The organism is Vibrio sp. 1CM2L, assembly GCF_023161695.1.
Classification (GTDB): Bacteria; Pseudomonadota; Gammaproteobacteria; order Enterobacterales; family Vibrionaceae; genus Vibrio; species Vibrio coralliirubri.
This window is the reverse complement of the sequence record NZ_JALNTT010000002.1, coordinates 147,367-168,954: the sequence shown is the minus strand read 5'-3', so window position 1 is coordinate 168,954 and position 21,588 is coordinate 147,367. Positions and strand designations below refer to the sequence as shown.

At 42.5% G+C, this 21,588-nt stretch carries 15 protein-coding genes; 7 read left to right on the top strand and 8 right to left on the bottom strand.

Features of this window, described 5'->3' with window-relative positions:
- Positions 1 to 419 precede the first annotated feature (419 nt).
- Together MSG34_RS06045 and MSG34_RS06040 are read right to left on the bottom strand one after the other, a co-directional pair.
- On the bottom strand, positions 420 to 2,291 hold the full coding sequence (locus tag MSG34_RS06045; protein ID WP_248336684.1) for a hypothetical protein: 1,872 nt from the start codon (positions 2,289 to 2,291) through the stop codon (positions 420 to 422).
- A gap of 190 nt (positions 2,292 to 2,481) precedes the next feature.
- Positions 2,482 to 3,342 (bottom strand): oligogalacturonate-specific porin KdgM family protein, encoded by an 861-nt coding sequence (locus tag MSG34_RS06040; protein WP_050621198.1) that lies wholly within the window; start codon positions 3,340 to 3,342, stop codon positions 2,482 to 2,484.
- A gap of 502 nt (positions 3,343 to 3,844) precedes the next feature.
- Between MSG34_RS06040 and MSG34_RS06035 the strand changes: the two genes are divergently transcribed.
- Positions 3,845 to 4,696 (top strand): polysaccharide lyase family 7 protein, encoded by an 852-nt coding sequence (locus MSG34_RS06035; protein WP_248336682.1) that lies wholly within the window; start codon positions 3,845 to 3,847, stop codon positions 4,694 to 4,696.
- Positions 4,697 to 4,762: 66 nt separating this feature from the next.
- Positions 4,763 to 5,800, top strand: coding sequence for a polysaccharide lyase family 7 protein (locus MSG34_RS06030; RefSeq protein ID WP_050621196.1), 1,038 nt, complete (start codon positions 4,763 to 4,765; stop codon positions 5,798 to 5,800).
- 236 nt (positions 5,801 to 6,036) lie between these two features.
- Here the strand turns inward: MSG34_RS06030 and MSG34_RS06025 are convergent, their stop codons facing one another.
- The 3 genes from MSG34_RS06025 to MSG34_RS06015 all read right to left on the bottom strand — a co-directional run bounded on the left by MSG34_RS06025 (position 6,037) and on the right by MSG34_RS06015 (position 9,226).
- Entirely contained in the window at positions 6,037 to 7,404 is a 1,368-nt protein-coding gene (locus MSG34_RS06025; RefSeq protein ID WP_082242226.1) for an MATE family efflux transporter, read from the bottom strand.
- Between the two features lie 148 nt (positions 7,405 to 7,552).
- Positions 7,553 to 8,275 carry a FadR/GntR family transcriptional regulator gene (locus MSG34_RS06020; RefSeq protein ID WP_048616485.1) on the bottom strand — a complete coding sequence of 241 codons (723 nt, stop codon included), beginning with the start codon at positions 8,273 to 8,275 and terminating at the stop codon, positions 7,553 to 7,555.
- A 174-nt stretch (positions 8,276 to 8,449) separates the two neighbouring features.
- Positions 8,450 to 9,226, bottom strand: a complete 777-nt coding sequence (locus MSG34_RS06015; protein WP_248336679.1) for an SDR family NAD(P)-dependent oxidoreductase — start codon at positions 9,224 to 9,226, stop codon at positions 8,450 to 8,452.
- A gap of 342 nt (positions 9,227 to 9,568) precedes the next feature.
- Between MSG34_RS06015 and MSG34_RS06010 the strand changes: the two genes are divergently transcribed.
- The 3 genes from MSG34_RS06010 (at position 9,569) to MSG34_RS06000 (ending at position 13,150) form a co-directional block, all read left to right on the top strand.
- The gene (locus MSG34_RS06010; RefSeq protein ID WP_048607044.1) at positions 9,569 to 10,288 is read left to right on the top strand and encodes a FadR/GntR family transcriptional regulator; all 720 of its coding nucleotides are present in this window, start codon (positions 9,569 to 9,571) and stop codon (positions 10,286 to 10,288) included.
- Between the two features lie 283 nt (positions 10,289 to 10,571).
- Positions 10,572 to 12,434: a DUF294 nucleotidyltransferase-like domain-containing protein gene (locus tag MSG34_RS06005; RefSeq protein ID WP_050621193.1), complete on the top strand. Its 1,863-nt coding sequence runs from the start codon at positions 10,572 to 10,574 to the stop codon at positions 12,432 to 12,434.
- Positions 12,434 to 13,150, top strand: coding sequence for a 3'-5' exonuclease (locus tag MSG34_RS06000; protein ID WP_248336677.1), 717 nt, complete (start codon positions 12,434 to 12,436; stop codon positions 13,148 to 13,150). The genes MSG34_RS06005 and MSG34_RS06000 overlap by 1 nt, the downstream gene beginning before the upstream one ends.
- Before the next feature lie 137 nt (positions 13,151 to 13,287).
- On the opposite strand, the gene MSG34_RS05995 is transcribed toward MSG34_RS06000, so the two are convergent.
- The 3 genes from MSG34_RS05995 to MSG34_RS05985 form a co-directional block, all read right to left on the bottom strand.
- Positions 13,288 to 14,013 carry an oligogalacturonate-specific porin KdgM family protein gene (locus tag MSG34_RS05995; RefSeq protein ID WP_248336675.1) on the bottom strand — a complete coding sequence of 242 codons (726 nt, stop codon included), beginning with the start codon at positions 14,011 to 14,013 and terminating at the stop codon, positions 13,288 to 13,290.
- Positions 14,014 to 14,866: 853 nt separating this feature from the next.
- On the bottom strand, positions 14,867 to 16,420 hold the full coding sequence (locus tag MSG34_RS05990; RefSeq protein WP_248336673.1) for a methyl-accepting chemotaxis protein: 1,554 nt from the start codon (positions 16,418 to 16,420) through the stop codon (positions 14,867 to 14,869).
- A 429-nt stretch (positions 16,421 to 16,849) separates the two neighbouring features.
- On the bottom strand, positions 16,850 to 17,461 hold the full coding sequence (locus tag MSG34_RS05985) for a toxin-antitoxin system YwqK family antitoxin (protein ID WP_050712686.1): 612 nt from the start codon (positions 17,459 to 17,461) through the stop codon (positions 16,850 to 16,852).
- A 509-nt stretch (positions 17,462 to 17,970) separates the two neighbouring features.
- Here MSG34_RS05985 and MSG34_RS05980 point away from each other — a divergent pair.
- On the top strand, positions 17,971 to 19,743 hold the full coding sequence (locus MSG34_RS05980) for a transporter (protein ID WP_017061461.1): 1,773 nt from the start codon (positions 17,971 to 17,973) through the stop codon (positions 19,741 to 19,743).
- 85 nt (positions 19,744 to 19,828) lie between these two features.
- Complete coding sequence (locus tag MSG34_RS05975; RefSeq protein ID WP_050653384.1) at positions 19,829 to 21,445, top strand: polysaccharide lyase 6 family protein; 1,617 nt, start codon at positions 19,829 to 19,831, stop codon at positions 21,443 to 21,445.
- Positions 21,446 to 21,588 lie beyond the last annotated feature (143 nt).

Genomic DNA, 21,588 nt, shown 5'->3' with positions numbered 1-21,588 from the left:
TTACAAGCAATGTTACTGGGAAAGATTGGCTTAGGTTGTCTTGGGGGTGATTAAACCAACAGATGAATTGGCATCAATACTCATGAAAGTTTCCTCATATTCAGAGACGAATTTATAGGCTGTGGATGCTTTGTGCGAACGAAGACTCTTGGGGGAGAGCGGGAGGGACTTGAAAATATCAATTGCTCTCGCATAGCTTTATTCAAGCGAAAAATTATACGGGGTGGCTAATACACAGAGAATATTTTGAATCGATAGGAATCAGTAAGATATGGAAGATAATCGCGTAGATTTGTATAGAAAAATAAAATGACGTTAATTATAGAAAATAATGCAAGCTACTGTTCTAACCTTTGTCATAAGGCTTAAGTCGTAAAAAGGAGGCTCAATGAGCCTCCTTTTAAGTCAATGGTATAAATCTAGAACAAGTCGGAATTTAAATCATCAAAATAACTATACGTGTCCACGTTTGCAGTGTCTCCTACATAAACTGCAAATAACGTGGGAGCTCCAGTGTCATTTTCTGCTTTCAACGGTATTGCTGAATCTGCATCCTGATAAGAAACGTACTCTTGACCATCTATATCGATGGTGATGTCATAAGTGTCATCAGAACCGTTTGGAGCCCAAGTTAACGTTACATCAATCCAAGTATCTTGTGCATAATTTGCAAGCGTTTTTTGGTCACCAGATTCGTTCCTGAACTTAATCTCTGTTGAGCCAAACGCTATTTCTGTAAACCTTTTACTCGATGAAGCACTGTCAGAAGTACCAAGGAACAAGTACGACGATTTATTGTAACCAGCGTCAGGGATATAGACAGATATGGATACTGAACCACTCTCAGCAGGGCCTGCGGAAAATTCGCGAGACACAACAGGTTTACCAGTATTTGAGTTATCGTGTAAAAGAAGTGAGCTAGTGCCTGAGTTTGCAAAATCAGCACTTACATTGGCTATAATTGTGTTGCTATCCGCTCCGGGTACGTTATAAGCGGAATTAGCTACATCAATTTGCTCACCAACAGTATAACTTTCAAAATCATCAGTGACTTCGCCGGGCTCTGGATCTGGTTCTGGTTCGGGTTCTGGCTCAGTACTGCCACCGTCAACAATAACAGTCGCTTCCGCTGTGTTGTTGTTGTATGGATTGCCTGACAAAACCTGACCGTTAGGGTAGCTATTAAAGTTATCTTCAAATACTAACTCGTCAGTAGCCGTGTCATTTGAATAAACCTTAAAGTTGTCCGCATTAAGTTCGTAGTGCGTAGTATTTTTAGTGTCGCCAAGCTTTAACGAAACTAGAGTAACAGCAGTTTTATCGAAAGCTTCAAAGCCGTTACCGCTATTGTCGTATACGGTGTCATTGACCTTGAATGTGTAGTACCCGTTAGCCCAACTGATTTCAACCGCGAGATCTTCACCTAAAGTGTAAGTACCTACAGGCTCATCAGGAATTTGAGGCTTACCATCTCCATCAGTAACCGTTGAACGATAGAAGATTTCCCCAGCGTTAAAAATGATTTCGCCGTGCAAGTTAGTGTTTGATGTACCCGAAGCATAAAGACTCACATAAGCGTTATTGCCTGACGTGTTAACTTCTTCTTTTGAGTCTTCATCCACTTGGTAGATCAAGTCAACGGTCACTTTACCTGACTCAATGCTATCAACAGTCGCGCCTGTACTGCTATCCGATAGCTTTAAGCGTAGTTCCCCTACATCTTTATCTACACCGTCATAACCCGTACCAAAGTTTGTATCTAAAATCTGAACATATCCGTTAATACCACTCGCTTCATTGGCCTGACTGATTGCGTCTTGTACGCTGTCGGTAGCGGTTTGATCTGAACCTGAATAATTGATACCGGTAGATTCATCAGAAATACTCAGTACACCTGCGTCATCGAATGAAAAAACACCATCTAAGATTTCAAGAGTCGATGATCCCGTTTCATAATAAGTAAAAGAAACAGTGCCAGCTTCTTCATCATAGTTATTGGTAGAAGCACTTGCATCTTTAATGGTGTATGTACCTAAGTCGTCGTCGTCGTCATAGTACTTATGATTACCGTCTTCTTGGAAAACATACACATTTGGAAGATCTGCGTTTGATGACGCGGATATTGAAGCGGAGTTACCATCACTGATTTGCCAGTAACCCGTAGTTAATGCTGAAGGTTGGCTACCTGGATCAGTAGAACCATCCGTCGGAATAGGTAAACCATCACTGTTACAACCGAATAATAAACCTGTCGAAAGAGCGACAGCTGTAGCGACTTTAGAAATCTGCATAAAATATTCTCTTTATGATATTAAATCCATATGTAAATCACATAAGAAATAGATAATGAATAGTCGTTAAATATTTATTAGGATGAAGCTAATTCTGATTAGAACATCCTATTATTTAAAATAAAGTAATTAAAATATGCCCAAATAAATTACAAGAGGAGAGGGCTATTCTATATTTTGACTATTTTTATTAGAATGAGTAAGCAATACCAACACGGTATTTAGCTTCACGATCTTTTGAAGATGAACTGATATCAGACGACCAGATCTCAGCAAAAGGTTTCCAAGAACCGAACTTATAGTTTACCTTTAAGCCAGCATCCCATTCCCAGTCATCACTATTATAAAGAAGTACGTTATCCAAAGATTTTACATAGTTTGCTTCGTAAGAAAGGCCAAGCTTCGGTAGAGATTCTACTTTGTAAGAACCCGTTAGTGTGACTTTAGACTTTTGAGCTGACTCTAAACGTTCACCAGTTTCAGAGTCTTTGTCACCAAATTGTGTGTGGTTACGGAAATCAGCATATTCGTGACGGTAACGAATTGCGGTGGTTAGACCCATGTCTGCTTTATAGCCAACACGGAACTGAGGCTTGAACGTAACCTTCTTCATCTTCCAGTCGCCGTCGTTGTAGTTCGGCTCATCCCAGTCCCAAGCGATTGGCATACCAACTTGTAGGTACCAGTTGTTATCAACCTTATAAGTTGCGGTATTTTCGACTTCCATGCCGTAGATGTACCAGTTGCCATCATAGAAGCTTCTACTGTTCGCTGATTTAACTTCGCCTGAATCTGCGTCGTAGTAAGAATCGTCAGTATGGAATTTAACTTCAAGGCCCGTTGAGTGCTTCCACTTATCTGACAGTTTGAAGCTATGACCTAGTTTTACACGGTGCTGGTGGCGAGCGTCGACATGAGCTTCATCGCCATTGGTTTTTGTATAATCAGTCGCTGCACGATACTCATAGCGGTAATCAAGTGTTGTCGCTGATGCCATTCCTGCAAATAAAGTTGTTGCCACTGCGATAGCAACCATATTCATTTTTTTCATCATTACTCTCGTATTTTTAGATTTAAGATTAAGTAAAGGTAGGGTATTCCTAGTGAGCCACCCAATAACTCATACAATAATCTTATATGTTAAGTTTATGAAAAACCGTGAGCTGGTACTCAATGCGAATAAATGGAGTATTGACTAGTTTGTTAATTCAGTTGTGAGTCACGAAAATTTCTATAATTCGAACAAAAAACACTCTTAATTGTTAAAATGTAGCGCTGTAGGTAACAAATTTAACTTTTTGAACTCGTTATATAGCAAAGTGTTATGAATATCCCACTTTTAATACTGTGTTTAATCTCAATAATGACTGGTCTCTCAATTTCCCCACTTGTCCAAGAAATACAAAAAGCATGTGATAAAATAATACAAATGTTTTATCGGTGGTCGTAACAACATGACCTGGATAACTGGAATTAAACTGTCTTTATTTCATTGGTTAGTTTGTTGGTTCCATGGTCTTTACGTTTACCAAATGGTTGGTCGAGTAAGAAAAATGAAAAACTTAATATGCTTAGCCGCAGCAACTTCACTTTCGTTAGGGGCGTATGCGTCCGATTTAGGAGTCCCTGCTAATTCCTCTCAATTCAAAGAGATTTTGAAAGTTTCTAAGCTGCAAATGTCTGATCCTAAGGGGAAGCCCGGGAATAAAAAGGACTACGCGAGTAAAGGTGAGTTCGATGAGGTGGTGTTTGAACATTTTTATCTTGATGAACCGACTCAAGCGTTAGTCTTTAAAATGGCGGGCTATAAAAACCGCAGTGAGATCCGCGTTAACGACAACTTCAAAATCGATGAACCCAGTAAATACCACCATTTAAGCGCTGAGTTTATGCCTATTAACCCTCGTGATTCGGTTCAGAATAGCGAAAAGAAACGAGATGAAATGACGTACTTGCAAGTGCATAACAAGGGTACGTATTACGATGGCAAACAGGGTTCCCATGGAGAAGGATATATACCTCACCCGTTGGTTCGCGTGGTTTATGATGCAAATAGAAGCGGTAAGACCGATTGGTATTGGGCAATCATAAAAAATAATGCGGTCAACTGCAGCTCCAAGAGTGGCAATAAAGGCTCAGCGGAATGTAAGAAAGCTTATATAAAGTTACCGCTTGGCCCGATAGCTGAAAAAGGCTCGGACAAATTTGATATTTACGTAGGTAACCAAAGATTAATCATCAACCATAACGACAGCACTGTAGTTAATCACGACATTAGCTATTGGAAAAATATGGTGAGTTATTATAAGGCTGGCGTTTATAACCAATTTAAAAATGGTGAAAGCGAAGCCCACTTCTACAAGTTAGCTTATTCAATAAAAAATAAACCTGTTATTACAGATTAGGGTAGTACTGCCTAGTTTAATATTAATGGGTCTACAAATACTCGTTTGTTATTAAGGATAATTTGGATGTTCAAAAAAAATATGCTTGCTGTAGCTTTGCTATCAGCAGTACCTATTGTGTCGTTTGCAAATAATGGTGTGTCTTATCCAGTGCCTGCGGATAAGTTTGATATGCGTAATTGGAAAATAACGATTCCTTCGGATATTAATGAAGATGGTCGTGTTGATGAAATAGAAGGGGTAGCTATGATGAGCTACTCACACAGTGATTTCTTCCATCTTGATAAAGACGGCAACCTTGTATTTGAAGTGCAGAACCAAGCGATTACGACGAAAAACTCGAAAAACGCGCGTTCTGAGTTACGCCAGATGCCACGTGGTGCTGACTTCTCTATCGATACGGCTGACAAAGGTAATCAATGGGCATTGTCTAGCCATCCATCAGCAAGCGAGTACAGTGCGGTTGGCGGCACACTAGAAGCGACACTAAAAGTGAATCACGTTGCGATTAACGCTAAGCACCCAGAAAAGTACCCAGCTCACTCGGTGGTTGTTGGTCAAATACACGCGAAGAAACATGACGCATTGATCGAAGCAAAAACAGGTTACGGGCATGGTAATGAACCGCTAAAGATCTTCTATAAGAAGTTTCCTGACCAAGAAATGGGTTCAGTATTTTGGAACTATGAGCGTAACCTAGAGAAGAAAGATCCTAACCGTGCCGATATCGCTTACCCTGTTTGGGGTAACACTTGGGAAAACCCAGCAGAGCCGGGTGAAGCAGGAATTGCTCTTGGTGAAGAGTTTAGCTACAAAGTGGAAGTGAAAGGCACCATGATGTACCTAACGTTTGAAACAGAACGTCACGATACGGTTAAGTATGAAATCGATCTGAGCAAGGGTATTGATGAGCTTGACTCACCAACGGGTTATGCTGAAGATGATTTCTATTACAAAGCGGGCGCATACGGCCAATGCAGCGTGAGCGATTCTCACCCTGTATGGGGGCCAGGTTGTGGCGGTACTGGCGATTTCGCTGTCGATAAAAAGAATGGCGACTACAACAGTGTGACTTTCTCGGCTCTTAAGTTGAACGGTAAATAGTACATAGCCAGTAGGCTAGCTCGACACAGTCCTTAAGGAATGTTTTCGAAGACCACTTAACCAAATGTTGAGTGGTCTTTTTGTTTTCTATGAGATTTAAGATGAACCGGGTATCAGCGAGAGTGTATTGAAGCTTACCAATGAAAGGTACAGTTGAAACAATACAACCTTGTCAAAAGACAAGGTTGTAATCAGAAAGCGTAGAAAGATTTTAGGACGGCAAATCGATATCGAGTTTAGTCATACATCAACTCTTTGGCTTTGTCGGCATCAAACTCTTTAAGAGACTTTCGAGCTAAGTGACGGAATGGGAAAGCTTTAACGACTTCTTCGAATGGTTGGATAGCAAAGGCCCAAAAGATAGAGCCATCTAAACCAAAGATGATCAATGCACACAATGGAATTGAAATTACCCATTGACCAGTAAAGTTGATTTTGAAGACTGCGGTCGTTTTTCCTAGTGCTCTTAGTACATTCCCATGAACCGTGTTGTAGCCACGAACAATTGGCAAGAAAATGTAGAGTGGGGCGATAACGGCCAATGCTTGATAGGTAGACTCATCCAAGTTCGGGTAAATGTCACCAATGACCAGACTTAATCCTGCGAACAAGAGTGCACAAACGAAAGAAATGACGACTGCAATATCGATACTGGTATCGACGTTTTTGACTAGGTCATCCATCTTTTTGGAGCCAATCGCTTGGCTGATAGTAATCGCGGAAGAGTGAGCCCAAGCGGTAATAAATTGAGAGACAGCCCTGATCCAAGGCATCACCAAAGTAATCGCTACGTAAGCGTTGATGTTAAGTTGCGAATACAACAATTGATATATCGTTGCGCCAATCAAAAGCATGGTCACGTTCGCTGCTACGGGGAATATTTCTATAAAGTGACGGCGAACGTTGGTAAAGAATTCAGATCGCTGAGCGTCTAATTTGAGTGAAATCGCTGAGCTTAAATGCACGCACAAAACCAAATACAGCAAGCGGATCGTTATTGCAATAATGCTGCCTAATGCAGCACCTTGTACTCCAATCCCTTCAAAATTAGAGAAGCCATGAATCAGCACATACGAGAGTACAGCATTGATAGGCAGTTCAATTAAGTAACCTTTGAATGGGACTTTAGTTCTGCCTAGCGCATTAAATAAAGCAATGATCACCTGCGTTAACGCGGTAAAAATAACGATGTATTTCGAGATGTCTAGATAGCGGCTGATTTCTAAGTAAAGGGCTTTATCGTCGGTTAAGGCTTGAATTAAAGGCTGTTCTAAAAAGGTGAGCAGAAACCAAAATATTGTCGCGATACCTAAGTTGATGAACAGACCTGCCCAAAACGCTTTGGATAATGAAGCGGTGATGCCAGAGCCCACTGCGCGGCTTAATACCAACTGAGTACCGTTTGCCAGCGCCATTTGAATTCCCAGTACAAAGGCAACGATAGTCGTCGCAATCCCCATTGCAGCTAAAGGGATTTCACCAAGAGGAGAAACCAGCAACGTGTCGATCATCAACATCGACTGCATTAAGATACCGTTTAAGGCGAGGGGCCAGGCGAGAGAGAAATTTTTCCTTACGTACGATTGCGAAGACACAAACAACACCTTATGTGTATAACCGTAAGCTTTCTCTGAGGTGACGGAGTAGAGCGTTTAAAGAAGAAAACACTACGGTAGTTGATGGTTAAAAAATGGGTGCTAAAACAAGACTGACTTGTGTCTTTGAAACACAAGTCAGTTTGGTTAATCTCGGTTATGCGATGGCTAATTCAACCCTAGAGAGCTTTTGGTTCTCATCGTCTAGCAGGACTTGAGAAGCAATTCGAGCTTGCTTGGCATCGCCTGACATTATCGCGTCGTAAATCGCTTTATGTTCTTCTAAACAGAAGCGACCGCCTTCAGCGGAGTGGTCGATAAACTGCTTGAAGATAGTCGACAGAATATTGGCGAATGGAATGTAAAACTGATTACCTGTCGATAAGAAAATCGTTTGGTGAAACAGGTGATCGTTGGTCGTCCACTCTTCATAATCGAAGCTATTTGCCGCGATGGTCATCTTCTGGAAAAGAATCGAAAGCTCTTTGCGTTGCTCAACGGTTGCATTAGTTGCAGCGAGTGCACACGCTTCCGGGTCAATCGCTTTTCTTAAGCCTAAAAATTGAGACAAGAAGGGTTTGGTATCTTCTAAATCTTGAATCCAGTACAGCAATTGCGGGTCCAAGAAGTGCCACTGTGTTCTCGGCTTGATACGAGTGCCCACTTTTGGCTTCGACTCGATTAAACCTTTTGCCGAAAGTAGCTTGGTTGATTCTCGAAGGGCAGTTCTGCTCACTCCAAAGATATCGCACAGCTCCATTTCGCTGGGTAACTTTTGATTTTCTTCTAACTCGCCTGACAAGATCTTGCGAGCAATTTGTCTCGCCACTTGAACATGAATTCGGCGGCTTGAATCTTCCACCAATGTAAATATTGACATTTAAACCACCTGAAATTGAAACTTTGAAAACACTAAAAGCCAGACGAATCTGGCGTTTAGTGTCAGTGTATCCGTCGAATTTAGTGTGAGGTTTTCCCTCATCTACTCGGGTCTGTTGACCTTATATAGTGTGGCGAACTTAAATCGCTGAGTGAGCTTATAAAAACCATCTAACTAAGGCGTTATTTGTCCGCCATTAACATCTAGGATTTGACCTGTGATGTAACCGCTGCAAGCGTGCGATGCAAAGAAAGCAAATGAAGGAGCAACTTCATCAATATTGCCAAAGCGTCCCATTGGAATGTTGTTAGCAATGGTCGCTTTCAAATCGTCGCTCTTGCCATCGTGAAATGCGGTGTCGATAGTGCCCGGTGAAACAATGTTGAAACGGATATTGTCTTGCGCGAACTCTTTCACCCAATTACGGTGAATATCGTGTAACCAAGCTTTAGATGCTGCATAGATGCCAGCACCAACACCACCGCCTTCGCGAGCGGCAATAGAGCCCGTGCTAATCACACAAGATGTTTGCCCGGACTCAGCAGCAGAGGCGCGTAAGTGCGGGATAGAGAACTTAGTTGTCATCAGCGCAGAGCGAACATTAAGGTTCATTACGCGCTCATAAAACTCATCATCGATATTTTCTAGATTGGCGCGACCACCAAGGCCACCGGCGTTGTTAATCAACACGTCCATGCCACCAAAATGATCAGTAAACTCTTTGACTAACCTTTTGCACTCTAATGTGTCCATTAGGTTTGCAGGGAAAAAAGCAACATCGCCACCCAGTGCGGTAAGTTCAGATAGAACGTCATCGACTTTTGGGCTGAAAGCACGACTATTGATGCCGATTTTTGCGCCGTATTTTGCAAAGACACGTGCGGTAGCTAAACCCATACCAGCAGTAGAGCCAGTAATTAGAATGCGTTTGCCTTTTAAATCGTTAAACATCAGAGCCGCCTATATTGTAGATTATTTACACCAATAAATCATACAATAACACTTGCTATATTCAAGGGTGTTCATCTAAAAACGGGTTATTACCGACATAAATAGTGAGAGTAAGGGTGGTTTTGTGAGTTCACGCATACATTGAAATTGTAAATGAGAACTATTTGTATGAATTAATGGGTTGAATTGGTTTTATAAACCTAAAGATGAGCAGGTTTGTGAAATATTGCTCCAGCCTTTATTGGTAGTGACCTCACGTTATTCTGATGCTGTGTTGGTGAAGATATAAATCAATGCTATAGTCCGGGTTAAATAATACATATCTAATAAGTAAGTAGACACATGGCTGGCTCTTTCAATTCTATTTCAGGCTCTAAGCGAAGCCTTCATGTGCAAGTTGCACGTGAAATAGCTCGTGGTATTTTGTCGGGCAATTTGCCTCAAGGTTCTATTATCCCTGGTGAAATGGCTCTGTGTGAGCAATTTGGTATCAGTAGAACAGCATTAAGAGAAGCGGTTAAGCTTCTGACTTCAAAAGGTCTATTAGAATCTCGTCCTAAGATTGGTACTCGCGTTGTTAACCGCGCGTTCTGGAACTTCTTAGATCCACAATTGATCGAGTGGATGGATGGTTTGGCCGATACAGACCAATTCTGTCATCAGTTTTTGGGTTTACGCCGCGCGATTGAACCAGAAGCGTGTGCTTTAGCTGCTCAGTTCGCGAGTGCAGAACAACGCATTGAGCTGTCTGGTATTTTCCAACAAATGGTAGAAATCTCTAGCGAAGAAACGCTTGATCAAGAGCGTTGGCTAGATATTGATATGAAATTCCATAGCCTGATCTTCAATGCAACAGGTAACGACTTCTATCTTCCATTTGGTAACATCTTAACGACCATGTTTGTTAACTTTATTTCTCACTCTTCTGAAGAGGGAAGTACTTGTATTAACGAACACCGCCAGATTTATGAAGCAATCATGGCAGGTAATAGTGACAAAGCACGCCACGCGTCAGCAAGTCACCTGTTAGAAACAAACCACAGATTACCAGCCGCTAGTTAATTGTTTTCACTGTTATTTTAGCTTTGATCGTTTTGCATTATCGACGAGAGGTCATTCTCGTAAAACTAGGGTAGTCAAAGTTAAAATTACGGTTATTCAAAAGCTAATTTCAGCAGTGACCTCTAAAAAGCACGTTTGATACGTGCTTTTTTTGCATCCAAATTTGATGAAAACCTGACTGGTGTCCAATATTTAATCTATTATTTGCTGTTTCGTTAAAAGCACTAGTAACCAGTATTTTAAGTTATATAATAATACTAATTAAATTATTGTGAGTGTGATTATGCCCCAGTCTCTACTGCCAAATATTCTTCAATTTATAGGTCAAATCGACCCATTCGATAAGATCCCTAAAGAAGCACTTCGCGAACTTGCCTCTAACGTTCAAATTACCTATCTCGGCAAGGGAGATGTGGTCGATTTGTGTGAATCGGGGAAGGAAAAATCGCTCTATATCATTCGAACGGGCTCTATGGAGCAACGAAAATCGGATGGTGTGCTTCGTGCTCGTCTAGGCAGTGAAGATTTGTTCGGCTTTACGTTCTTAGATTCTGAAGTCAACGACGAAAAAGGCTATAGAGCTGTCGCAATCGAGAACACCTTGCTTTATGTGATTCCACACTCGGCACTTCAAACGCTTTTCAAAGCCTTTCCAAGTTGCGCAGAACACTTTGCTTCACAGGCGCAGGTTCGCTTGAAGTCGGCACTGGATGTGGTTTGGTCAAATAAAGAGAAAGGCCTATTCATTCGTAAAGTCGAAGAAGTAGCAAGCGGGCAGGTTGCGATTGTTAAGTCTGAGCAAACCATCCAGTCGGTTGCGGTTGAAATGCTTCATCAACGCTCACCTTGTGCCGTGATCTATGAAGGTGAAACCATTGTTGGTCTGATCACCGACCGAGACATGACGAAGCGAGTGATCGCCCACGGCGTGAGTACTGATAGTTTGATCTCTGAGGTAATGACGCACTCTCCACTTACAGTAAAACCGGATGATTTAGTGCTACATGCGGCCTCTATCATGATGCAATTTAATATCCGTAACTTGCCCGTTGTGAAAGAGAATAAGGTTGTTGGTCTTCTTACTACGTCTCATTTGGTTCAAAACCACCGTGTTCAAGCGATATTCTTGATCGAGAAAATCAAGTACGCGGGCAGCGTGAAAACCATGTCTTCGTTCACCTCAGAGCGACAAGCTATTTTTGAAGCGCTGGTGGAAGGTAAAGTGGCGCCTGAAACCGTCGGCAAGGTAATGACCATGATTATGGACGCCTACACCCGTCGATTGATTCAAATAGCGATTGATAAGTTAGGCCCACCACCGTGTGATTTCTCTTGGATCGTAGCCGGATCGCACGCGCGTAATGAAGTGCACATGCTATCGGACCAAGACAGTGCGATTGTTCTGGCTGACGATGCAACAGACAGTGACCGTATTTACTTCAAGCACTTAGCGATGATGGTGACCAACGGCTTAGCAAGCTGCCACTATCCACTATGTCCAGGTAAATTCATGGCCGCGACGCCGAAATGGTGTCAGCCACTCAGTGTTTGGAAGCACTACTACAAGAAGTGGGTGGCTAACCCAGAGTATGAACGCTTACTTAACATCAGTGTGTTCCTAGAAATTCGTACTATCTACGGCAACAGTGAGTTCGAAGGCATTCTTCGCGATGAGCTGCACAGCAATATTCGCGGTAACCGTGAGTTTTTAAGCACGTTAGTGAAAGACGCGGTTAATACCAATCCACCACTTGGTATTTTCAATAGCTTAGTGTTAGAGAAGTCAGGTGAGAATAAGAAAACGCTGAACGTGAAGAAGTACGCGATCAACTTGATTATCGACTTAGCGCGTATTTATGGCCTTGCTGTGGAGTGCGACTTGTCGGCGACTGACGAACGTTTCGCTGCTGCTAATGAAAAAGGCATGCTGAGCGACGATGCATTCAAGAACATTCTGGGTGCTTACCAGTTCATTCTCTCTTTCCGTTTTGGTCATCAACTTGAAGCGTTGAAGAACGGGGATGTGCCTGACAACAACATCAACCCAGATAGCTTTGGTAGCTTTGAGCGTAAACACTTGAAAGATGCCTTTAGGATCATTGCTGACCTTCAAGAAGCGGCGAAAATTCGTTTCGGAGCACGTTAATGAAAGCCTTGTTAAACTATTTTCACCCGCTTGAGCGAATTAAACGTAAACGTAAGCAATATCTAGGAACGGTTAAGTTGCCAGAAGCGTTACATGATCTCGTAGAACAGCCATGCCCTGAAATGACGGACTTGGCCAAAGACAGCGAATACATTATTTTAGATCTCGAAACCACAGGCTTAGACAGCGAACAAGACCTTATCTTATCTATGGGGTGGGTCGATGTGGTTAAAGGAAGAATCGATTTAGCGTCAGCCAAGCATATTTATCTGAATAACGATTCGCAGATCAACGCTGAAACCGCTGTTATCAACCATATTACGCCGCAAATGTTGGAAGAGGGCGCGTCTATTCATGATGCGATGTTGACGTTTTTCGAAGCAGCAAAAGGCAAGATCATTGTCGCACACGCTTGTGTGGTCGAAGAGAAGTTCATTAGCCAATACCTTCTTCGCTGCTACGGTTTAAGAGCGATTCCTCTGCTTTGGCTTGATACCTTGTGTATTGAGAAAAGCATGGAGAAAGCGATCAGCAATCATGAAGAAGTCGATTTAACCTTGGCAGGGACTCGCGAAAGGTACGGGCTTCCTGAGTACAACAGCCACAATGCATTAGCCGATGCCGTTTCGACAGCGGAATTGTTTTTGGCTCAGCAGAAGCGAGTTGTCCCTAACGATGATGTGACTGTTGCATTCCTTTATCGGATCAGTCGCTAGGTAAAGGGCTTCAAATATGCGGCTCTATTTTACTGAACTGATTTAAAAGGAAAAAAAGCCAGCGATTAAGCTGGCTTTTGTTTAGGTCTTAGAAAATTAGGACAGTAATTATCTTAGATTATTCATATAGCTATCGATTAGAAGCTGTAAGTTAGACCAACACGGCTACGTAGTTCACGAGTCGCTTTAGTTGATGAAGTGCTCACATCACCAAACTCTACGTATGGTGCCCACTGACCCATGATATGGCGAATACTTGCGTTCAACTCGTAGTTGGTATCGTCGTTGTCGTAGATGTCATATCCATCCGCTTTGTAGTAGTTACCTTCTAGACCAAAGCGCCAGTTTTCCATTGAGTAGTTAACGTTTGCTGTTAGACGGTGACGACGTTGGTTTTCAATGTTTTTCTCAACACTGACAATTTCACCATCACTGTCGATCTCGTACTCAGTTGTGCTAGTGTTCTGTCTCATATCGTAACGGTAACGAGCACTTAGGCTTAGGCCATCAACGCTATCCACTTTGTATGTTGCACGAACTTGAGGCTTGTATGTAACGCCAGATTCACGACCTTCAATTGGCATACCGTAAGTCATTGTCCAATTATCGTTTAGTACATGACGGTAATTTAGACCAAGCTCCCAACCATTGTTCTTCAAATCTTCCATGAATTTACCGTCTTCTCCCTTGAATTTCGCCTCGATATCTACAAGGAAGTTGCCAATGCTATCGCCAAGTTTTACACGAGTAGCGTGTTGATCTGTATGACTCTTGTATTCGTGTCTCATATCGAAAGACGCAGCAGATACAGAGCCAGCAGCGAGTACAGATGCCACAGCAATCACGATTTTAGTTTTATTCATGGTATTAATTCCATATTTATAGGTTGAGTATTGGCCATAATTACAAGCCAAATAGAGTAGTTCTTGTCTTCAATGCATTTTGTTATTGAAATTATTTCGTGGTTATTTCAAATTTGTTTTGCATTTAAATAATACAAATATGCTAACGATTTGAAGGCGCATAATCTGTGAATTTGATCGTGTTGTTGGGACAAAACCACTATTTACAAAGGGTTACAAAGTTAGAGTTTGCTAGTAAGTTTATGATTTTTAGTGTTTTATTTGGATGTTGATAATGGTTTTGAAGAGTTTTGTTCGTCAATAAATGTGCGCTACAGCAAAAAATTGAACCTTTAGATATCATTTTTATTTGTAATACATTATTATTTACTAACTTTCTGTAGCAACACATAACTTTGCTGTGTTGATTGGATGCACTGACGGTGTGAAGCCGAATAAGTAAGAATGGTTTTGAAGCTAAATGGATTAAATCCAATCGCTTTAAGAACATGAGGCATTTACTTGAGGTGATTCAAAGCTCAATCAAAGAAGGTTTGAAATGTAGTAGGCAAGGCAGTGACATAGCCTGCTATATGAGTACGAACTTGATAGGAATGAACAGGGTTCGAATAGTTACCCGTTGTTCTCATCAGCGACAAAGAAGAAATCGTTGAAGTGCTTGCGAAAGCATTTTGATTATTGCTCCCAACTATTCTAATTATAACTTCTGCTTTCGTTTAGAAAGGTAGGAGATGGTAGTCGAAGATCTGCCCTTGCGCTCATGTTGATACAGGCAACATGAGCGTTTTTTTATCTGAAATTTGAGCAGAGAGTCGTTTGAGGCTTAATAAGCGTGTAAACCACGGCTTAATAGCTAGGCTTTTAGGTTGATGACAGCACGTTCAAGTGAGTCTGTTTGCTCTACGACTGAAGTTGCAGAAGCTGCGTTTTTTGAAGCACTTTTCACATTGGTCATTGTCAGCTGTTTGATGGCATCTACATTTTCGATGATCTCTGATGTGACCTCACTTTGCTCCTTCATGGCATTGGATACCTCTAAACTGTTATTTAGAATGGTTTCCATATCTGCGATAACCGATGTGATTCTAGAATGTGCCTTCTCACAAGAGTCGACACTGGTATTCCCTTTCTCACAACAATTTTGAATCGTGTTAACCACCATTTGGGTTTGGTCTTGAACCCCTTGAATAATGGTTGAGATCTCTTCGGTTGAAAGTTGTGTTCTGCCTGCCAAGGTTCTTACCTCATCCGCAACAACCGCAAAACCACGACCTTGTTCTCCAGCGCGCGCTGCTTCAATGGCGGCATTCAAAGCGAGTAGGTTGGTTTGTTCAGCAATGTCTTTAATCACCTCTAGCACGGTATTGATCTTCTCGGAATGAACAGAAAGACGATTCACTTCTTCACTCGCGCTCACGAGATCGGTTGAAAGAGTATTGATTGTGTCTCTGGTGAAGGCTACATCGTTCAGGCCATCATTCGCGGTGGCGAAACTGGTTTGCGCATTTGATGACGCGTTTTCACTGTTGTTGGCCACATTTTGGATATTGCTGCCCATCTGGTTTATCGCGGTCGCAATATTTTCTGTTTGTTGTTGCTGCTTATTCAACGCGCCTTCCACTTCGATACCGTCGTGTTGCAACTGGTTGGAAATGTTGCCCAGCTCCTGAATCGACCCCTGCACTTGACCAACAAGTTGGCGAATGTCTTCTAGTACGGTGTTAAACGACTTGGCAATCTCAGCAATTTCATCTGAGCCGCTGTCTTCCGCTGTGACGGTAAAGTCACGTTGTTGGGAGACGAGCAACATAGTTGCGTTTAATGAGGCTATCTTGTTTGCAACACGCGATGAGATCCCAAAAGATAAGGCCATCAGTAATACCGTGACGGCAAGTACTGAGCTCACAATAAACGTGGTAATGGTTTGTTGAATCGATTCGACCTGTTGTTCTAAACGGACTTCAACGCCGGTGAATATAGAGATGATATCTTCAAACAGCATTTTCATTTCTGATTTCAGTTCACTGACCTTTTCCGGGTTACGGTCTATCGCGTCTACCATTAAGGAAAAGTCTTTGTTGTATTGCTTCACTTCTCGATTGAGCTTATCTAGCTCAGGCACCGCTATGTCTGACTCTTCAAGTAAAACAGAGAAGCTATTCATCAACTGTTGGAAGTGTGAATACTCTTTGGCGAATTCAGGCTTGAGGGTTTTGTCGTGACTGATCAAAAACTCTAGTTCTGTTCGATTCAGTTGAAGCATAGAAACTTCAAGCGACTTCACCTTGATCAAGGTTTTCTCTAATTTGATCAGCTTTAGATTGGCGATTTCAGTAAATGAAACGACAACCAATAAAGAGACAATGGATAAACAAGCAAGGCTAAAAAGGGAGGTTTTAATTTTCATAGGCGGGCACCAAAGCAAAACAATATGACTCAACAACGTATTTGGAATCGTGTTTCTCTTATTTGCGTGTAGATAGCTTACGAGGTCGGTAATTGAGATCTGACTCGCAACGGAAACGTTTGCTTACAGTATTTTATGGAAAGGTTATGCGCAAGTTAAATATTTATTATTTTCAATGACTATTGGTGATTGTTTTATCACTAGATAGAGTGCTGTAAATAACAGTGAAGGGAGATAGGCAAAGTTGGAAGGAAGTGACGAGGGAAGAGGTCGTGAAAAGAGCAAGTGAAAAAGCCACGAACATTCACGCTTAATCACATGAATGTTCGTTTCTCTTCTCTTGTCTCTTAGTTGCAGACGTGCAGCTGCAAACTTTAACAGCAGGCGTTTAGCTATATCAAAGAGCTCAGTGAGAGCCGTTCTTGAGGCTTAGCTTTCTGTAGGCATCCACACCTGTTTAGAGGTGACTTTGTGGTCTTTAAAGGTCAGTTCTTCAACCTTGTCACCGTTAGTATTCCAGCGAGTAAGTTTTCCGTTCGCGACTTCACCTTCATCAAACTTCGCTTGGCTGGCCTTGTTACCGTTCGGGTAGTAGTCCGTTACCAATCCATCTTTTTGTCCGCCACTGTATTCAGCTGTCAGGCTTTGTTCCCCATTGGGATACCAGCGAGAGGCGGTGCCCGATAGTTCATTGTCTTTATAATTGAGTTCTGCTTTTTTCTGTCCGTTTGGATACCAGGTTTCAGCTTTGCCTTGCAGTTCACCTTTTACGTAATTCACTTTAGAAGCGACTTGGCCATTCGGATACCAGTTAGTTTCTAGCCCAAGTTCTAAGCCATCGGCAAACTGAGCTTGGGTCGCGACTTGGCCGTTATCGAACTTCTCTTCAAATTGACCAGTGAAGGGTTTTGAATGGTTTACTTGGTAAGCCACGCCTTTACGCATCTGTAAGTAGTCAACAGCATCTTCACGTGGTGTTGCTGCATAGCTCATAGAAGATACCGTACTAAGAGCAATTAAGATTGGAACGTATTTCTTCATAATGACACCTTTTTATTGGACGGGGAAAGTGTAACGGGTGTGTTAAAAGCATTTCACTTCCGTGTATCCCTGTCAGTATCTAATAGTGGTTTTCAAGTTTTCATTATTGGCTGCCTAATATAGGGAACTTTTCAAAGCAAATTTTCAATCCTATTTGTACTACAAATGTGTTGGTTTGATTCATGTTTATAAATTATATCTAACGATATTTTTGCTGTTCTTCTTTGAGCTTTGATCGTCAAGAATAATAGTTTTTAACGATGACTCTTCGGTTTTTAGAGGCTTTGTTCATGTTTTTCGGGTTTTTTGTCGAAATTTGGTACGGATAACTGCACTGACTTGAGGAATTGCGCTCCTAGGTGGTGCAACTTTGAACTCGATCACTTGTATGATTAATTGACTGTCAGACTGTAAGATCACTGTCACGCATTTGGGTTATTGTAGTACAAATATACTTGCCATCTATCTATAGTGACCTCAACAAAAAAACATAAATAAAAGGTCTAACGATGGAACTCAATACCCTGATAGTTGGCATCTACTTCCTATTCTTAATTGCGATAGGGTGGATGTTCCGAACGTTTACAAGTACGACAAGTGATTACTTCCGTGGGGGAGGTAATATGCTGTGGTGGATGGTAGGTGCAACCGCATTTATGACCCAGTTCAGTGCTTGGACATTTACTGGTGCAGCAGGTAAAGCCTTTACCGATGGTTTTGCCGTAGCGATTATCTTCATCGCGAACGCATTCGGTTACCTAATGAACTACCTTTACTTCGCTCCGAAGTTCCGCCAACTGCGTGTTGTGACGGTAATTGAAGCGATTCGTATGCGTTTTGGTAAGGTGAATGAGCAAGTATTTACTTGGTCTGGCATGCCAAACAGCGTTATCTCTGCTGGTATCTGGTTGAACGGTCTTGCGATCATCGCATCGGGTATCTTCGGCTTTGATATGACAACGACGATTGTCCTAACGGGTCTGGTTGTACTGGTGATGTCAGTAACGGGCGGCTCTTGGGCGGTAATCGCATCTGACTTTATGCAGATGGTTATCATCATGGCGGTAACGGTGACGTGTGCTGTGGTTGCTATTTACCACGGTGGCGGCGTTACGCAGATCGTTAACGACTTCCCAACAGATTCATTCATTACGGGTGATAACCTGAACTACATGAGCATCTTCAGCATCTGGGCTGTGTTCATCTTCTTAAAGCAGTTCAGCATTACCAACAACATGCTTAACTCTTACCGCTACCTTGCTGCGAAAGATTCAAACAACGCACGTAAAGCAGCACTGCTTGCTTGTGTACTAATGACGCTTGGTCCAATCATCTGGTTCATGCCTTCTTGGTTCATGGCTGGTCAAGGTGTTGATTTAGCAGCAGCTTACCCAGAAGCTGGCAGCAAAGCCGCTGACTTCGCTTACCTTTACTTTGTTCAAGAATACATGCCTGCAGGTATGGTTGGCCTTCTGATTGCCGCCATGTTTGCTGCGACTATGTCTTCAATGGACTCTGGTCTAAACCGTAACTCAGGTATCTTCGTTAAGAACTTCTACGAGCCGATTCTTCGCCCTAAAGCGACAGAGAAAGAGCTAATGGTTGTTTCTAAGCTAACGTCTACTTTCTTCGGCATCGCGATCATCTTGGTTGCTTTGTTCATCAACTCTCTTAAAGGTCTGAGCCTTTTCGACACCATGATGTACGTGGGCGCATTGATCGGCTTCCCAATGACAATTCCAGCATTCTGTGGCTTCTTCATCCGTAAAACACCGGATTGGGCAGGTTGGGGTACGCTAGTTGTAGGTGGTGTGGTTTCTTACTTCGTTGGTTTCGTTATTACAGCGGACATGATTCAAAACTGGTTCGGTCTAAATGAACTAACTGGTCGTGAGTGGGCTGACCTGAAAGTGGCTATCGGCCTTATCGGTCACATCATATTTACTGCTGGCTTCTTTGTTCTTTCAACATTGTTCTACAAGCCTCTTGCTGAGCACCGTGAGAAAGACGTAGACAAGTTCTTCAACAACCTAGCGACACCACTAGTTGCTGAAAGTAATGAACAGAAGAAACTGGATAACAAGCAACGTCGTATGTTGGGTTCACTTATCGCGGTAGCGGGTGTGGGCGTAATGACTATGTTCGTACTGCCAAACCCAATGTGGGGACGCATGGTATTCGTTCTGTGTGGCTTGATTGTGTTCTCTGTTGGTCTGTTACTTGTTAAAGCAGTCGATGACAAAGTCGAGCAACAAGACGAAGTCACTCCAGCCGAAGGCTAATTTAATACGCATCCTAAATAACATCACGGCCACCTAAATGGGTGGCCGTCATTTTTATAATCCAAACTTTAATGTGAGATGTACGATGAACAAAAAACTATTATCGGTAAGCATTATTAGCGCGTTCACACTCGCTTTTGCAACAGGCTGTACAACACAAGAAAAAACAGCACCCGTAGTCAGTGTCGCTGAACAAGCTACGCCTGCTGTTAGCGAAATCGACCGTAGTTACCTATTGAGCAGTGACCGCTTAACTGAGGTCGATGGCGACACTTTAGCCGTTGCTTCGGAAGATCAAGTGGCTGCGCTTAAAGCACAATTTGAAAACCTAAAAGATGGCGACGAAGTGGTTATCCCTGCCGGTAAATACGCGAACTTAGGTCAAGTGACGATTACGGCGAATGATATCACTATCAAGGCTGAGCAAGCAGGTTCTGCGTGGATCACTGGTTTGATTCAGTTTGAACTGAAAGGCGATGACATCACGCTTGATGGCTTGGTATTTACTGAGGGCGGTCCTAACGAACGTTTTGGCGCAGTTCGTATGATGGGTAATGGCAATACGCTTCAAAACTCAACATTCTACTACTTCAACCATGATTACACGTACGAGCCAGATGAGCGTCGTTCTGAGTATCCAAAGTACCTTTGGGTTTCTCTATGGGGTAAAGACGGCAAAGTCATCAACAACCGTTTCGAAGGTAAGCAAAAACGCGGCACTTTGATTGGTGTACAAAAAGATGACACAGCTGACAACCACCTGATCGCGAATAACATCTTCATGGATCAAAAGCCTAACCAGTTCAACGAATTCGACATCAAAGAAGCGATTCGTTACAACGGCAACAGCTGGGAAGCGATCCGTATTGGTGATTCTAAATCTTCACAGTGGGATTCAAGTTCTAAGTTCGTGAACAACCTAATGATCGATATGGATGGTGAGCGTGAGCTTATCTCGATTAAGTCGGGCGACAACACGATCTCAGGCAACACGATCTTCCAAAGTGCAGCTCTTATTTCACTGCGCCACGGTAAAGGCAACACAGTTGAGAACAACATGATTCTGGGTAACGAGAAGCGTCTAACGGGCGGCATTCGTATCTACGATGAAGATCATGTGATTCGCAATAACTACATTGCCAACACTCGTGGTCGTGATGGTGTGATTGAAGGCAACGCAGACCTACGTGGCGGCATTGTTATTAACACGGGCATCATCGACGTAGCGAATGGTGAGCAGCTAGATCAATCGGTGAAAGGCAAAGAGCTGAACAAGCAGTGGACACCGAAAAACATCACGATCGAGAACAACTCGCTAGTTGATACTGAGTGGGGCATTGTTTACGGCAACCAAAGCCACCGTGTAAGCCTGTTCAACAACGCAGAAGTGGAAGGCATTTATGCTGGCGTTGATGTGGCGTTCAAACACAACGTGGTTGATAACTCGCAGTCACCTGAATTTGTAAGTGTCCGTGCAACGCAAGACTTCCCATTAGTTGGCGCAACCTACACAGACGAAACCTACGTAGGCCAAGTAACGGATTCTGAACTGATCGAAGGCTACTCGGTAGAATTACCAAAAGTCGTTGTAGAAAACGGCATTAACGCTTACCAAGGTGAAGGCGCAGACGTGTCTAAACTTGCGGTCGTGACGGCTGAAACAGCGGGTCCGGACTACGTACTTGAGAATACGACTAAGTAATTTATTAGTTAATGGCTAATGGCTAATGGCTTAATGGTTTGAGCTATCAAATCAATTCACGATAGCAGTCCTGACCATAACACTTAAAAAGCCTCAACAGATAATGTCTGTTGAGGCTTTATCGATCTTAGGTCTTGACCATC

Bases quoted from the DNA above. Each gene is read 5' to 3' on its own strand.
- MSG34_RS06000 (WP_248336677.1), top strand. From the start codon at position 12,434: ATGAAAGCCTTGTTAAACTATTTTCACCCGCTTGAGCGAATTAAACGT.
- MSG34_RS06030 (WP_050621196.1), top strand. From the start codon at position 4,763: ATGTTCAAAAAAAATATGCTTGCTGTAGCTTTGCTATCAGCAGTACCT.
- MSG34_RS06045 (WP_248336684.1), bottom strand. From the start codon at position 2,291: ATGCAGATTTCTAAAGTCGCTACAGCTGTCGCTCTTTCGACAGGTTTA.
- MSG34_RS05980 (WP_017061461.1), top strand. From the start codon at position 17,971: ATGGAACTCAATACCCTGATAGTTGGCATCTACTTCCTATTCTTAATT.
- MSG34_RS06035 (WP_248336682.1), top strand. From the start codon at position 3,845: ATGAAAAACTTAATATGCTTAGCCGCAGCAACTTCACTTTCGTTAGGG.
- MSG34_RS06040 (WP_050621198.1), bottom strand. From the start codon at position 3,342: ATGAAAAAAATGAATATGGTTGCTATCGCAGTGGCAACAACTTTATTT.
- MSG34_RS05990 (WP_248336673.1), bottom strand. From the start codon at position 16,420: ATGAAAATTAAAACCTCCCTTTTTAGCCTTGCTTGTTTATCCATTGTC.
- MSG34_RS05975 (WP_050653384.1), top strand. From the start codon at position 19,829: ATGAACAAAAAACTATTATCGGTAAGCATTATTAGCGCGTTCACACTC.
- MSG34_RS06020 (WP_048616485.1), bottom strand. From the start codon at position 8,275: ATGTCAATATTTACATTGGTGGAAGATTCAAGCCGCCGAATTCATGTT.
- MSG34_RS05985 (WP_050712686.1), bottom strand. From the start codon at position 17,461: ATGAAGAAATACGTTCCAATCTTAATTGCTCTTAGTACGGTATCTTCT.
- MSG34_RS06010 (WP_048607044.1), top strand. From the start codon at position 9,569: ATGGCTGGCTCTTTCAATTCTATTTCAGGCTCTAAGCGAAGCCTTCAT.
- MSG34_RS06015 (WP_248336679.1), bottom strand. From the start codon at position 9,226: ATGTTTAACGATTTAAAAGGCAAACGCATTCTAATTACTGGCTCTACT.
- MSG34_RS06005 (WP_050621193.1), top strand. From the start codon at position 10,572: ATGCCCCAGTCTCTACTGCCAAATATTCTTCAATTTATAGGTCAAATC.
- MSG34_RS05995 (WP_248336675.1), bottom strand. From the start codon at position 14,013: ATGAATAAAACTAAAATCGTGATTGCTGTGGCATCTGTACTCGCTGCT.